Origin of the sequence: Streptomyces exfoliatus, from assembly GCF_000725545.1 — a bacterium.
GTDB classification, from domain to species: Bacteria; Actinomycetota; Actinomycetes; order Streptomycetales; family Streptomycetaceae; genus Streptomyces; species Streptomyces exfoliatus.
The window spans coordinates 13,942-27,188 of sequence record NZ_JNZP01000042.1; the positions used below are offsets into that span (position 1 = coordinate 13,942).

The 13,247-nt window shown below is 70.0% G+C and carries 11 protein-coding genes and 3 pseudogenes; 8 read left to right on the forward strand and 6 right to left on the reverse strand.

Annotation, left to right across the window (positions count from 1 at the left end; translation table 11 throughout):
- Positions 1-10 precede the first annotated feature (10 nt).
- Genes IO20_RS0131960 through IO20_RS0131970 form a run of 3 tightly spaced genes read left to right on the forward strand, consistent with a single transcriptional unit; the run spans position 11 to position 2,876 of the window.
- A complete protein-coding gene (locus tag IO20_RS0131960) occupies positions 11-970 on the forward strand; it encodes a TauD/TfdA family dioxygenase (protein WP_030556226.1) in 960 nt (319 codons plus the stop codon).
- Complete coding sequence (locus tag IO20_RS0131965) at positions 970-2,031, forward strand: ABC transporter ATP-binding protein (protein ID WP_063761457.1); 1,062 nt, start codon at positions 970-972, stop codon at positions 2,029-2,031. The genes IO20_RS0131960 and IO20_RS0131965 overlap by 1 nt, the downstream gene beginning before the upstream one ends.
- A gap of 23 nt (positions 2,032-2,054) precedes the next feature.
- Positions 2,055-2,876 carry an ABC transporter permease gene (locus IO20_RS0131970; RefSeq protein ID WP_030556222.1) on the forward strand — a complete coding sequence of 274 codons (822 nt, stop codon included), beginning with the start codon at positions 2,055-2,057 and terminating at the stop codon, positions 2,874-2,876.
- A 65-nt stretch (positions 2,877-2,941) separates the two neighbouring features.
- Here the strand turns inward: IO20_RS0131970 and IO20_RS0131975 are convergent, their stop codons facing one another.
- The gene (locus IO20_RS0131975; RefSeq protein WP_245685132.1) at positions 2,942-3,565 is read right to left on the reverse strand and encodes a DedA family protein; all 624 of its coding nucleotides are present in this window, start codon (positions 3,563-3,565) and stop codon (positions 2,942-2,944) included.
- Positions 3,566-4,192: 627 nt separating this feature from the next.
- Between IO20_RS0131975 and IO20_RS0131980 the strand changes: the two genes are divergently transcribed.
- Positions 4,193-5,239, forward strand: coding sequence for a class I SAM-dependent methyltransferase (locus IO20_RS0131980; protein WP_030556218.1), 1,047 nt, complete (start codon positions 4,193-4,195; stop codon positions 5,237-5,239).
- Positions 5,240-5,585: 346 nt separating this feature from the next.
- Here the strand turns inward: IO20_RS0131980 and IO20_RS0131985 are convergent, their stop codons facing one another.
- Positions 5,586-7,187 carry a serine/threonine-protein kinase gene (locus IO20_RS0131985; RefSeq protein WP_030556216.1) on the reverse strand — a complete coding sequence of 534 codons (1,602 nt, stop codon included), beginning with the start codon at positions 7,185-7,187 and terminating at the stop codon, positions 5,586-5,588.
- 332 nt (positions 7,188-7,519) lie between these two features.
- The gene (locus IO20_RS0131990; RefSeq protein ID WP_030556214.1) at positions 7,520-8,023 is read right to left on the reverse strand and encodes a GNAT family N-acetyltransferase; all 504 of its coding nucleotides are present in this window, start codon (positions 8,021-8,023) and stop codon (positions 7,520-7,522) included.
- Between the two features lie 81 nt (positions 8,024-8,104).
- On the opposite strand from IO20_RS0131990, the gene IO20_RS0131995 reads away from it, so the two are divergent.
- Together IO20_RS0131995 and IO20_RS40510 are read left to right on the forward strand one after the other, a co-directional pair.
- Positions 8,105-8,461, forward strand: coding sequence for a hypothetical protein (locus tag IO20_RS0131995; protein ID WP_157850837.1), 357 nt, complete (start codon positions 8,105-8,107; stop codon positions 8,459-8,461).
- Positions 8,462-8,477: 16 nt separating this feature from the next.
- On the forward strand, positions 8,478-8,657 hold the full coding sequence (locus tag IO20_RS40510) for a hypothetical protein (protein ID WP_157850838.1): 180 nt from the start codon (positions 8,478-8,480) through the stop codon (positions 8,655-8,657).
- A 1,266-nt stretch (positions 8,658-9,923) separates the two neighbouring features.
- On the opposite strand, the gene IO20_RS0132000 is transcribed toward IO20_RS40510, so the two are convergent.
- Positions 9,924-10,457 (reverse strand): DUF7822 domain-containing protein, encoded by a 534-nt coding sequence (locus tag IO20_RS0132000; RefSeq protein ID WP_030556211.1) that lies wholly within the window; start codon positions 10,455-10,457, stop codon positions 9,924-9,926.
- Between the two features lie 104 nt (positions 10,458-10,561).
- Here IO20_RS0132000 and IO20_RS41770 point away from each other — a divergent pair.
- Positions 10,562-10,678, forward strand: a pseudogene (locus IO20_RS41770) (peptidylprolyl isomerase); the annotation flags it as partial.
- A gap of 315 nt (positions 10,679-10,993) precedes the next feature.
- Here IO20_RS41770 and IO20_RS0132005 read toward each other — a convergent pair.
- Entirely contained in the window at positions 10,994-11,599 is a 606-nt protein-coding gene (locus IO20_RS0132005; RefSeq protein WP_030556209.1) for a hypothetical protein, read from the reverse strand.
- A gap of 716 nt (positions 11,600-12,315) precedes the next feature.
- Between IO20_RS0132005 and IO20_RS41780 the strand changes: the two are divergent.
- Positions 12,316-12,600, forward strand: a pseudogene (locus IO20_RS41780) (transcriptional regulator); the annotation flags it as partial.
- A 328-nt stretch (positions 12,601-12,928) separates the two neighbouring features.
- On the opposite strand, the pseudogene IO20_RS0132020 reads toward IO20_RS41780, so the two are convergent.
- Positions 12,929-13,247 (reverse strand): annotated as a pseudogene (locus tag IO20_RS0132020) (hypothetical protein); the annotation flags it as partial.

Sequence of the window (13,247 nt, forward strand, 5' to 3'; positions counted from 1 at the left end):
GAGAAACAGCATGAAACCCGAGAACAGCTTCACCCTGTCCGACGCCGAACGCGGCGACGTGGCGTCCCTGGCACAGGAGTTGACGCGCACGCCCCCCGGCCTCGTGGACGAACGCGAATGGCTCGACCGGTGCCGCACCGCCTCCTGCCACCTGCCCGCCCGCCTCCAGGACCGGCTCCGCGCCTTCCGCCACGACCCCGGCCCCACCGGCAGACTGCTCCTGCGCAACCTCCCCGCCGCCGACGATGTGCCGGCCACTCCGCAGGAGGCCGACTCCGTGGAGCGCAGGGCGACCCTGAGCGCCTCCGTGCTGTGTGCCCTGTCCATGGCACTGGGCGACGTCATCGCCTACCGCAACGAGAAACATGGGGCGCTCGTGCAGAACGTGGTGCCCGTGCCCGGCCGGGAGGGCCAGCAGTCCAACGCCGGCTCCGTGCCGCTGGAGATGCACACCGAGAACGCCTTCCACCCCCACCGCCCCGACTACGTCGGCCTGTTCTGCGTCCGCGGCGACCACGACCGGGCCGCCGGCCTGCGGGTCGCCTCCGTCCGCGCCGCGATGGACCACCTGGACGCCGGGACAGTCGAAACGCTGCGGCGCCCCCTGTTCACCACCGAGCCGCCCCCCTCCTTCGGGCGGCCGGACAGCGCGACCAAGCCGCACGCCGTGCTCACCGGTGACGCGGAGGACCCGGACATCCGCGTCGACTTCCACGCCACCCACACGAGCGACCCCTGGGGCAGGCAGGCCATGGACGCCCTGGCGGACGCCGTCCGCGCGGTCTCCGAGGAACTCGTCCTGGACCCGGCCGACCTGGTGTACGTGGACAACCGCGTCGCGCTGCACGGGCGTAGTGCCTTCGTCCCGCGCTACGACGGTCAGGACCGCTGGCTCCAGCGCACCTTCGTCCACCTGGACCACCGACGGTCCCGTGCCGTGCGCGCGCAGCACGGGCGCGTGCTGAGCTGATGGCGTCGGACCAGGTGATCCACGCCACCGGCCTGCGCAAGCGCTTCGGCACGGTCCAGGCACTCGACGGCGTGGACCTGACGGTGGCGCGCGGGGAGATCATGGGCCTCCTGGGCCACAACGGGGCGGGCAAGACCACCCTCGTCAACATCCTGTCCACCCTCACGCCCCCCACGTCGGGCACCGCCTCGGTCACCGGCTTCGACGTGGTCGGCCGCCCCGACGAGGTCCGTCGGCGCATCGGGGTCACCGGGCAGTTCGCCGCTCTCGACGAGCAGCTCTCCGGATACGACAACCTCGTCCTGGTGGCCCGGCTGTGCGGAGCCTCCAAGGCGCAGGCCGTCGGCAGGGCGGACGAGTTGCTGGAGGCGTTCGGCCTCCGCGCAGCCGCGGGGCGGAGGGCGGTGTCGTATTCGGGAGGGATGCGTCGTCGGTTGGATCTGGCGCTGGGGCTGGTCGGGTGTCCTGATGTCCTGTTCCTGGACGAGCCGTCTGTGGGGCTGGACCTGCCCAGCCGTCTCGGGTTGTGGGAGATGGTGCAGGGGCTGGCACGGGAAGGTACGGCGGTTCTGTTGACGACGCAGTATCTGGAGGAGGCCGACCGGCTCGCCGATCGGATCACCGTCCTGGGCGAGGGCCGGGTTCTGGTTTCCGGTACGGCGGTGCAGTTGAAGGCCCAGACCGGTAGCGGTTCCATCTCGCTGAGGGTCGGGCCGCAGGGGGACAGGGCCGTTGCCGCCGAGGCTCTGCGCCGGGCCGGTTTCCCGCCGGGCGTGGAGGGCGAGCCCAGTGAGCTGACCGTGCCGGCGGGGGATTCGGCGGATCTGGCCGTGGTCATCCGGGTGCTGGACGCCGTGGGGCAGAACGTGAGCGAGATCCGCTACGCGGAGCCCTCTCTGGACGACGTCTACCTCGCTTTCACCGCTACGGCCCCCGACACCCCCGCCCCGGCGCCGGGTGCCATCGGCCGTCCTGCTGCCCCCGCTCCGGCGCGTACAGCCCACCGCAGCACCACCCCGGAGGCCGAACGGCGTTCCGGCGACACCCCGGAGACCCCGTGAACGTACCTGTGAAGATGGCGCCCTTGGCCGAGCCCGCAGCGGGAGCGCGCGTCCCGCGCTGGAGACCGGCGGGCAGGGCCGCGCAACTTCGGGTCCTCACGGCACGCCAGATCCGGCTGGTCTACGCGGACCGCAGGGTGGTGCTGTTCAGCGTGGCGCAGCCGGTGGTGATGCTGCTGCTGATCAGCCAGGTCTTCGGCAGCCTCGCGGACCGTTCGATCCTTCCGCGCGGGGTGTCCTACATCGAGTTCTTGCTGCCTGCTCTCCTCGTCACCACCGGGCTCGGCACCTCGCAGTCCGCGGGGGTGGGGCTGGTGCGGGACATGGAGGGCGGGATGGTGCGCCGCTTCCGTGTCCTGCCGTTGTCGCTGCCGCTGGTGCTTGTGGCGCGTTCGATCGCCGATCTGACGCGCTCGGGGATGCAGTTGCTGGTCCTGGTCATCGGGGGCCATCTGCTGTTCGGCTACCGGGCCGGGGGAGGCGTGGGGGGTCTGGTGGCGGCGTTGTCGCTGTCCACGGTGGTGATCTGGTCCCTGATCTGGATCTTCATCGCGCTCGCCGCGTGGCTGCGGAAGGTGGAGGTCCTTTCCAGCATCGGCTTCTTCGTCAACTTCCCGCTCATGTTCGCTTCCAGCGCGTTCGTACCGGTCGATGTGCTGCCCGGCTGGCTGGCGGCCGTCGCCACCGTCAATCCGGTGAGCTATGCCGTGGAGGCGTCGCGGAGCCTCGCCCTGGGAGGGCAGGTCGGGAGCGAGGTGCCCGCAGCGCTGTGCGCGGCCCTGGGCCTGATGGCGGTGATGATGGTCCTCGCCGCGCGCGGCTTCCGCCGACCGCCCGACGAGTGACCGCGATGACTCGCCGGCGGATCGTGCCATCTCGGGCGGGCGGCATGGGTCGACGCGACGTACGGTCAAGAGCTGCGGCGGCGGTGCCTGCGCCGCCACCACACGGCCGCGAGCGTGAGGGCGGCCGCTACGCCCAGCAGCGCCCACAGGATGGTGGAGAGCAGGGTCTCGGCCTCGCGCAGGGAGGCCGAGACCAGCGTTCCCGCGGACACGTAGAGCGCGGACCACATCGCGGCTCCTGCGAGGGACGCGGGCAGGAAGCGGAGGTAGCGCACGGAGCCGACTCCGGCGGTCGCGGGGGTGAGGGTGCGCACCACGGGCAGCAGCCGGGTCAGGAAGACGGCGCTCGCCCCGTACCGGTGGCACAGTTCCTGGGCACGGTCCCAATGGTGCTGCCCGATCCGGCGTACCAGGCGGGTCTCCCGCATGCGCTGCCCGTAGCGGATGCCGAGGAAGTAGCCGATGTGGTCGCCGGCCGAGCTGCTGATCGTGACGACGAGAAAGAGGGCCAGCAGCGGGCGGGTCCCTTCGGTTCCGGCACTCAGGGCGAGGACCGCGACTTCGCCGGGGACGACCATGCCGGCCCCGAGGCCGGATTCGGCGAACGCGAACGCCGAGGCCAGGGCGAATCTGGCGACCGGGCTCATCTCCGACACCTTTGCCAGCAGATCGTTCAGCAGATCGCTCATCCAAGACATGGCAGCCCTGTTCCGCCTCTCCTCGCTCGTGGAGCCCTCTCGGCGGCGCCCCTGGAATCCCGCGCCCCTTCTTCGAGAACTCACCGAATGGAACAGGGAAACGACTTCCCCGTTTCACCGGGCGCATCCCCGGCCGAGCGCTACGGGGCGCGGAGAAGGGCGAAGGGACGCCAATCTACCAGGGAACCGCCGCCGGATGACGGGGCACGGCGGACTCGCCGACCGAAGGCGAGGGGGAGTGGCGATTCATCGACCGGAGCTGACGGGAAGGGGAATTTCGGGGAATGTCCGTCTGAATCGGAGGCGAGGAATGGAAACCACTCTCCATCACGACACGAAGTGAACACCTTCACAGCGGGTGCGCCACGCGGCCAGCCCCGGGGGACCGCACCCTCGCGTGAGCACTCTTGACGCGGGATCAGCGCCCTGAAAGGGTGCGACGGTGAAACTGCGGACCGGACGGGCTTAGCGCCGGCGCCCCGAAAATCCGCCCGGCGCGCACCCCGGTGCCGACCGACGCAATCACGGGCCGTTCATGTGTTGCGGAGGGTGAAAACCCTGCATACGGAACGACCAGTCGTCCACGATGAGAACCATCGACTGACCGGATTGGTGGAAATGCAGACGGATGCACCGGTGGGAACGGACGCCTACTTACCGTCCCTGACCCTCGAAGATTATCTGCGCGATACGGTCCCGGCCCACCCGGTCCTGAAATCGTCGGTGGATTTCGGCCGCCCAGGCGCCGACAAAGCACTCAGAGCGCTGGCCGCGACGACCACGGAATTCGATTCCGACGACACCGGACGCGGCGACTCCTACCGCAGGGCCCAGCAGGACTCCTCCGTCCGCTGGAAGGGAATGCGACAACTGCTCGAACTGGCCGCCCCCTCCGGCATGACGCCCGACATGGCCGCCCCCCGCACGGTCCTCGACGTCCTGGGCGGGGACGGAACCATCGCCCGCGCCGTCCACGACAACGCCCCCGACCTGCGCGACCGCGTCCACATCCTCACCAGCGACCTCTCGGGGGACATGGTCGAACAAGCCCTCGCCCAGGGCCTGGCCGCCATCCGGCAAGCCGCGGACCACCTCTTTCTCGCCGACGGCACCATGGACGCGGCACTGCTCGCCTACGGAACCCACCACATCGCGCCGCAGGACAGGCTCGACGCCGTCACCGAGGCCCTGCGCGTCGTCAAGGACGGCGGCCACGTGGTCCTGCACGACTTCGACGACACCAGCCCCATGGCACGCTTCTTCACCGACATCGTCCACCCCCACACCACAGCCGGCCACGACTACCGCCACTTCTCCCGCGGCCCCCTGGTCGAACTCTTCGCCGAAGCGGGCACACCGGCCCGCGTCGTCGACCTGTACGACCCCCTCGTCGTCCGCGGCACCACGCAGGAAGAGGCGCGCCGCCGCATGTGCGCGTACGTGGCCGACATGTACGGAGTCGGCGCGTTCTTCGCGACCCTGGGCGGAACCGACGCCCGCTGGAAGCTCCTGGAGCAGTACTTCCAGCACGAAACGTATCTGGCGACCCTGCCCGAGAAGACCGACTTCACACCGGGGCCCGTCGTCTACCGCTCCGAGGACGCCTTCATCGCCGAGATACCGCGCGCGGCAATCGTCGCCGTCGCCCACAAACCACCCACCTGACACACCCCCGCACCCCACTGCGCCCTGCCTTTGCACGGTTGTCGTCGACCGGCTCGCCTTCGGCGGCACCATCATCAAGACAGGAGCCGGCTCCTGACGCCTCGTCACCACCCGATCCCACAACGAACAACGGCCGGCCTGAGCGTGTCAGCGACTGAACCAGGCCACATGCGCCCGTCCTCGACGCGGCGGACAGTCGTGTGCTCCCGAGCCAGGGAATCGGCCGCGCGGGCCTCAGGGGCGCGGCGCGATGGCCGCCACCCGTCGGAGGGGACGCCTCGTCAGTCCCGCCAGGTGCCCCGCATCGCTCTCGGGACCGGGGCACAGGTGCCTCTGGCTCCACGCCTCAGGCCGCCGTCTTCCAGACGTGCATGCTCAGCTGCAGGAAGGCGGCTTCTCGCAGGGTCGTCTGCTTGATCTGGATGGTGAGCACCGCGATGTCGCCAGAGGCGTTCTTGACGCAGAGCTGGGAGCCGTCGTCCGCCGCCGCGAGTGTCGAGGTGCGGTACGCGGAGCCGGTGGCGCCGCTGAGGAGGTGCCGACAGCCGTCGAGTGAAGCCGCCTTGCCGTTGAACATCTGCACGAACACGCTGGTGTCGCTCTGCAGCTCGCAGGAGACATCGTCCTCGCAGTCGAGGCGGATGTCGCCCGCGCGGTCCTCGCGCAGCATCGGCTCGCGCAGGCTCAGGGAGTTCTTCTCGTTCAGCCACACGGGAGACCGAACGTCGGCTCCCGGCGCCGGGGAGGCGTTCGGGGCGGGCTGCGAAGCCCGGGGGGAGCCGCCGGTGGTCGGCAGGGTGTGTGTCGGCGATGTCGGCGACACCGTGGACCGTGCGGGCTTGGTCGGGCCGGGTGTGGACGTGTGCGTGTCCGCGGCCCGCTCGCCGAGGCCGAACCGGTCCCCGGCGAGCCACGTCAGGCCCGTCAGCACCAGAGCGCCGGCCGTCACAGCCACGGCCGTGATCAGCGCAGTGCGCCGTCCGGGCGCACGCCGGCGAGCGTGCCCGAGCGACAGCGTCGCGCCCGCCGTCGACGGATCCACGGGGTCGCTCACCGGGCCCGGAACGGTCGCCTCGGATCCGATGACCTCGCGCCAGACGGCTGGCCCCGCACCCGCGTCCGTGTCCAGTCGCCGGCGGCACCACTCGACGACCTCCGCCAGAGTGGCCCGCTCCCTCGGATCGGCCGCCAGGCACCAGGTGATCAGCGGGCGCAACGGCTCTGGCAGCCGAGTCAGTTCGGGTTCCTCGTGCACGATCCGGTACAGCACGACAGGCGCGATGCCGTCCCCGTACAGCGGTTCGCCCAGCATCGCGAAGGCCGCCGTCTGGGCGAGCGCGAAGACGTCGGTCGCCGGAGTGATCTCACCAGCGGTCGCCTGTTCGGGGGCCATGAAGTGGGGTGTACCGATGGTGGAGCCGGTGGCGGTGTGCGAGGAGATGTCGGCGGCGGTCGAGATACCGAAGTCGATCACACGCGGCCCGTCGGCGGCCAGCAACACATTGGACGGCTTGAGGTCCCGGTGCACGATCCCCGCCGCGTGGATCGCCTGGAGCGCCTCGGCCACGCCGGCCACCAGCCACAGCACGGCGGACACCGGCAGCGGACCACGCCGGGCGACGACCTCCGTGAGGGACGGCCCGGGCACGTACAGCGTGGCGAGCCAGGGAGGTACGCCGTCGGTGTCGGCGTCGATGACTTCCGCGGTGTAGGCGCCCCGGACCCGGCGGGCGGCCTCCACCTCCCGACAGAACCGCCGACGGAAGGCCGGATCGTCGGCCAGCTCCGGCCGCACCACCTTGATCGCCACCGGGCGGCCGCCCCGGGTATGCGACAGGTACACCCGGCCCATGCCCCCCGCGCCAAGCCGGGCCGCGAGGCGGTAACCGGCCACGACCGGAGGGTCGTCCGCCTGGAGCGGCTGGAACAGCTCGGTGGTGCTGCTCATCGGACTGACCCCCTGATCCCCGACCGGCCGACTGGACGGTCCGGGACGGAAGCCTAAACGGAATGAGTGGACCCCGCTGACCTGGGATGCTCCTCCACACCCGCATGAGCTCGGCCTCGGCGCGGCAGGGAACCAGCCGTCCGTCCTCCCGCCCTTGGAACCAGGCCGGCACCGGCAGCAACGGCCGGACGGCCGCCCACTCCGCGTCCGTCATGTCCGACGGATACCGGCGCACCCGGTCCGGATGGTCGGCGTTGCCGTGCACATGCGCGAGGGCGATCGAGACTCCCGTTCGATCGACAGCCTTCGAGATCGGTACGGCCAACAACCACTTACGTGTCGGGATGCTCCGGCAGGGCGAGCCAGTCCGACCAGGAGATCTCGCGGCCGAGGAAGCGCGGCTGCTCGAACGGCCAGTCGGCGGCGATCCACTGCGGCACCAGCGCGTCGAGGGCCTGCTCGACCTTGCTGCCCACCAGCTCGTCCACCACCCACCAGGAGATCTCGCCGTCCGCGCCGGACCTCTCCGGTGGGTCGATGTAGACACAGCCGAGCAGAGCTGTCTCCGCCGCGTCGAACAGCGCGTAGTTGAAGGACTGGTGTGCGGCGATCTCCTTCTCGTGCCGCAACAGGTCGGCCTGGTCGGCCTCGTAGGTCATGGTTGCCGCGGGCCAGCCCCAGGCCGGGCCGTAGATGGTCCACAGCCGCTCGCGCGAACCCATCACAGCCGGATAGTCGAGCTGGGTGTCCGCCTCCCGGATCGGCCGCAGGTGATGGTCACCGCCCGGCAGCGGTACCAGGACGGGGTGGACGAAGTCATCGGGAAGCCAGCTCATGGAGCCCGACCGTAGCAGCGCGCGGCCGTCCGTTGCCCTGGATTTTCCCCGTACACCGTCAGGCCCGGCTCCATGCCCGGCATGGCCCGCGATCACCCGATCGAGACTTCCGTTCGATCGGCAGACTCCATGATCGGTATGGCAACGGCTTCTGAGCGGACCAGGTCGTCGATGACGTGGAGGAGGAACTGGCATGTGTTCTCCATCCGGGCGTCGGCGGGGGTGGTGGTGCCGAGTTTCTGGGTTTGGTTGCGCGCGCTGGCCACGATGGAACTGGAACGCTACGTCGTCGTCGCTGGCGTAGCGCTCGGCGCGGCTGTGAGGGGCGCGTTCGCGCCTGATGAGCGCCTGGGTTTCCAGGTAGCCGACCGCCTCGGAGATGGAGGCGGGGCTGACGCGCAGGCGCCGCACGGGTCCTGCATCCTCGCGCTCACCTGACTGGCGGGCCCTGGCCATGGTCGCCAAGAGCGTCGCCACCGCGAACAACATGCTGACGGACGGGCTGAACGGTTCGCCGATTACCTGCCGTTCACCCCGTTCATCGCAACCCTGCGGCAACAGTGCAACCCTGCCCATCAGTTGGTGCGCCCTGACGGCCCTGGGCGGCTACCTGTGGGCCAAGAAGACCAAGTGAGTGTGTCATCGCGTCAGCCCGTAGGTGCACGACTCTGGCGTGGATACCCTGCTACCCATACCCGAGCCCTCGGCGTCGGGGCCGGGCCGGAGCGTCGGCGGGGTGCTTAGGGCTGTGGCCACCTGAGTGCTCCCGGGTTGACGCCCCCGCGAGGCACGCTGCGGCCGTGTCGGCAGGCGCCGCGCCTCAGCGGGGTCCGTCCTCATGGGTGGGTGCCTGACGTGGCTGTTCGCGACGGACGGCGAGGAGCACGGCGAGGGCCTGGGCGTGAGTGGAAGCCGCTGTGACGGTCAGCCGGGCCGGGGCCGAGCTTGGTGGTCTCGCGCGGCGAGGTTGGCGTCCCCGGCCCGTATCACTGGAGGCCCCGGCCCGGCCACCGCACGCTCGGTGAACGTTGAACTCGGGCTGCCGGGGTGGCGGACGAGTGCGGCAACCTGTGCGGTGAAGGTGGCGGCGCACCGGTCGAGCCCGGCCAGGAGCTGCTCGGCGAGTGCGATCTCGCAGTCGGCGGCGATGGCCTGCTCGCCGCGGCTGCGAGTTGGTCGGCCCCCGCGCGGGCAGCCTGATCAGCGCCGTGTGTGGTTCAGGGGGATGGTGGTGCGGATGCGGGGCCCGCAAGGTCGACACGGGCCCCACACCTTCCTGTGTCTATGCCGCGGATCGCGGGAGCGGGGCCACCAGGCAGTGGATGAAGGTGCTGCGAGGCGCGCGCCAGGGGAGTCGGGCGGGGGCATCGCGCCGTGTGCCCCGGGGTTCCCAGTGCGCAAGAAGGACCGCTGCGAGCATCGGGCCGCAGGTCAGGAATATGAACGTCATGGCGTGACCGCCGTCGATGAGCCGGCTTGGGCCAGCTGTTGTCCTGCTGCGGCAGATGCGTTCAGGTGCAGGAGTCGATGACTAGGACGCCGGGCGCAGTGTCCGCGCCCGAGTCGTGCATGACGGGGGGCAGGGGCGGCGAGAGTCGCGGGCCGTATCGGGGCGGTGGTTGAGGTACTCGCATCCCCACCAATGCTTCCCACCCGGGCCTGGGAAACGAGGCACGCGGCCCTTTCACTCCACGTGACCAGTAAGGCGTTTGGTCCAGCGACACCCTGCTCGCGGAGGCGACCCGGACGCCCCGCCCGTCGGTACGCGCGGTCTCGTTGCCCGTTGCGTCTTCTCCAGAGCAACGGGCAACACCTGCCTGAGTCTTCACCAGGCCGGGGGTGGAGGCATGCAGACCACACACCTGAACGGGACCGGCCTGGTCATCACCGTGAAACCCCGTCAGCTGGGGAAGGAGAAGTAGAGAGCCTCGCTGTAGAAGGACGCGAAGTGTCTCTCCCAGTCGGCTCGGACCGAGGTCAGCCAGTCGTCGTTCTGGCCGGCGATTGCCGCCTCGGCCTTGGCGACGGCGTCGGGGATGTCCTCGGACGCCAGACGTCGCACGCTCGCTTCCGGGTCGTCGTCCGTCATCGAGACAATCTCCCCGGTCTCGAGGAGGAAATACTTAGCCTGCTGCTTCTCGAGGTGGGCCTTGGTCCTGGCAACGCATTCGGCGAACTCGGCGTCGTCCTCCAGGCCCTTGCCGACCGTGCGCAGGAGCTCGCGGAGCAGGGCCGCCCCGTCGGCGTAGTCCCCGGCGATGCCGATCGGAGGGTTCCAGATCATGGAGGGGACGATCGTCGTTCCGCGCCCCACCATGAGCTTGTGCGCGAGCGGAATGTCCCAGTTGTGCTCGGATATGCATCGAATCCGCTTGGGGACCTCTGCCTCGCTCGGCATCGAGTCTGCGGAGTAGAGATATGAACGGTTTGCCATGGTGGCGACGCTAGCACCGGAGACCGACAATGCCGGCGCCGTCGGACTGCTCCCGCACTGTCAGAACGCACCCATGGCGGAACACGCGGAATGCGACCTTTGCCGAGGGTGGCTATCCCCTGAGCAACGGGACGGGCGGTCCCGGGTACACGTTCGACGACGAAATCCACCCGGACCTGGGGCTCAGCAAGCCCTACCTACTGGCCCTGGCGAACGGGGGGGCCGACGCCTGGCTGTGGCGCCATGGCCACCCCTCTTGCCTCGAAGTGCCGTGCACGACAAGCGGTGGCCGCGCCGTTCGGCCGCGGCCAGGGGCTGTAACGCCGAGCACGTCCAGCGGTTCCGCGCCGGCGTCCTGGACCGCGACACCGCGTGCGTGGTCTGCGGGAAGACTCCGGCCACCCAGGCCGACCACTGGTCGCTGTCCAAGCGGGAGCTGCGGGCCCGCGGCACTGGGCGAGCAGATGGGCGCCAAGCCCCCTTCAGCTGGGCGTCGGTGCTTCTACGTCCCCCGCTGAAGGAGTGCGAGCCCCACGTCATGGCCGGAGTCCGATTCGGTTGAGGGCGATCATGCTGAGGTCGGTGATGGCTTGCCGGTCCCCCTGACGCCAGGCGTCGGCCCATCCTCCTGGCGGGGCCGGGAGTTCGGCGAGTGCGCCCGGAGGACCGGTGAGGGCGCGCAGGGCGAGCAGGTCTGCGCCTCCGGGGCCCTCCGCGAGGCGGCGCAGGGTGCTGCTGCGCCGGATCCAGAGCAGACGCGGCGGGAGCCACAACAGCAGGACGAAGAGCACCGGGATGAGGATGAGGGCGGCCGTGATCACGTCGGCGACCTGGCTGACCGTCTCCTGGAACGACACTCCCGCGTCGGCGAAGCCGGAGCCGGCGCCGGCCGCGGACTGGAGCGGCTTCTTCAGGATGTCGCCGATGAGCGGCACGTCCGATGCCGCGTCACCGGCGTTGCCGAGTTCCTCGGCGAGGCTGTTGCCGGCACTTTCCACCTTGCGTCCCGGTTCGGCCAACAGCATGATCGCCTCGCGGACAGCGAAGGCCGCCCAGACGGCGGTGGCGATCAGGGTTACGGCGATCAGGTCCACAAGCACCTGACGGTTTCGGCGTGCGGGTGTCTGGGCGTAGAAGCGCAAACGAGGGCTCCTGTTCGAGTCCGGGCGTCGAAGAGGTCCGGCCGCGCCCTGGCCGACCGGCCGCGGACTTCACTGTCCCACCGTGCCTCATGGACAAACCTGTAAGACACGAGGCACGTCGGGAGTTCTGCGTCGATGGCCCGTGTGCCTTCCGGCAGGGGCCCACGGGCGGAGGGCCCGTGTTGCTGCGGGGGCGGCTCGTGTCGGCATCGTGGTGATGGACGACCGGTGGATCCGCGCCGGTGCGAGCGCTGCATGGAGGCGAGCTCAATGGGCTGGGAGCGGGACGGTCTTGAGCCGAACGAGGGTGCGGTGGGGGTGCTGCCGTTGGGCCAGCCGGAGTAGAACGCCAGGGCCTCCTTCAGCTCCTCGTCGCTGACGCCGTTCTGGCGGGCGAAGCCGAGTGGAACTGGTGACGAGGCCGCGGTCGCGCTCGGACAGGCCCTCGCGCTCCCAGACCTCGTCGAAGAGGACCCTGTCGGTGTAATGGACCGTCCCACAGGGCGAAGTCGCCGCAGGTGTTCTGCCCGCCGGTCCGGCCGGTGCTCGTGTTCTCAGCCATGATCTCTTCCTGCCTGCGGTGGATGTCTGCCGGTTGATCTTCGACTGTGCGACGTCAATGACATCGCCGGGCATGCCGAACGAGGGAGTCCCCGGTGAGGGGTGTACTGGCAGGGCATCCCCTCACCGCGGCTTCGCGCCTTAGCGTGGATGGCATGGACGCCAGGAACGAAGCACGGGAGTTCCTCATGTCCCGTCGAGCGAACCTCACTCCCGAGCAGGCCGGACTGCCGGTCTCCGGGCACCGGAGGGTAGGGGGCCTGCGCCGTGGTGAGGTGGCGATGCTCGCGGACGTGAGCCCGGAGTACTACGCCAAGATCGAGCGCGTTCACCTGGCCGGCGTCTCCGACGCCGTCCTGGAGTCGGTCGCGCGGGCGCTGCAGCTGGACGACGCCGAGCAGCACTCCGATCGCAGCACCCGTTGCCGAAGACGATCGTCGCCGAGCGGGACGAGGGTGTGTTCCGTGGTCATGCCCGGAATCCTCCCCGGCGCCGGCGCCGGCGCCCGCCCGCCAGGTCAGGATGGCACCGGGTCTCCGGTCAGGATTCGTCAGGACGTCCGAGCGGGAGGGCTCACTCGGAGGGGCGGCGGGTGGTCGGCATGTCGAGGCGACGGGCGACCGCTGGGCAAGTCGTGCGGCGTCGGCCTACTCGGTGCGGACGAAACGTCGAAGCGCACGGCGAGACCCCGAGCCGAAGGCATGACCGCGCCCCGCACTGCGACTGGGGGAGGATGACTCCTGGCGAGGCGCCCGCTCACCGACCTGCTTATCGAGGTGCCTCAGGAATCGTGATCGTCCCTTTCCACACGTTCAGCTGTGCCTCGTCCACGGGCTTCATCTCGCCTTGGTACACCTGCGCGTGACCGTCCTTCGCGGTATCCGCCCAGGCGTTGGTGGCGAAGACGTACGTGCTTCCCTCCTTCAGCGGGGCGGTGCTTCCCTCGTCCAGCCCGTAGGTGACCCGCACGGTGCCGCGCAGGTTCCCCCGCAGGACCGAGGCGACCTCGACCCGGTAGACGTCTTGAGTCCAACCCTCGATGTCCCGTTGCTCCTCGAACGCCACCACGCGCCCGGTGAACACGTTC

Excerpts from the sequence above, each read along its gene's own strand:
- IO20_RS0131960 (WP_030556226.1), top strand. The coding sequence starts at position 11 with ATGAAACCCGAGAACAGCTTCACCCTGTCCGACGCCGAACGCGGCGAC.
- IO20_RS0131965 (WP_063761457.1), top strand. The coding sequence starts at position 970 with ATGGCGTCGGACCAGGTGATCCACGCCACCGGCCTGCGCAAGCGCTTC.
- IO20_RS0131975 (WP_245685132.1), bottom strand. The coding sequence starts at position 3,565 with ATGAGCGATCTGCTGAACGATCTGCTGGCAAAGGTGTCGGAGATGAGC.
- IO20_RS0131980 (WP_030556218.1), top strand. The coding sequence starts at position 4,193 with ATGCAGACGGATGCACCGGTGGGAACGGACGCCTACTTACCGTCCCTG.
- IO20_RS0131985 (WP_030556216.1), bottom strand. The coding sequence starts at position 7,187 with ATGAGCAGCACCACCGAGCTGTTCCAGCCGCTCCAGGCGGACGACCCT.
- IO20_RS0131990 (WP_030556214.1), bottom strand. The coding sequence starts at position 8,023 with ATGAGCTGGCTTCCCGATGACTTCGTCCACCCCGTCCTGGTACCGCTG.
- IO20_RS0131995 (WP_157850837.1), top strand. The coding sequence starts at position 8,105 with ATGGCCCGCGATCACCCGATCGAGACTTCCGTTCGATCGGCAGACTCC.
- IO20_RS40510 (WP_157850838.1), top strand. The coding sequence starts at position 8,478 with ATGGTCGCCAAGAGCGTCGCCACCGCGAACAACATGCTGACGGACGGG.
- IO20_RS0132000 (WP_030556211.1), bottom strand. The coding sequence starts at position 10,457 with ATGGCAAACCGTTCATATCTCTACTCCGCAGACTCGATGCCGAGCGAG.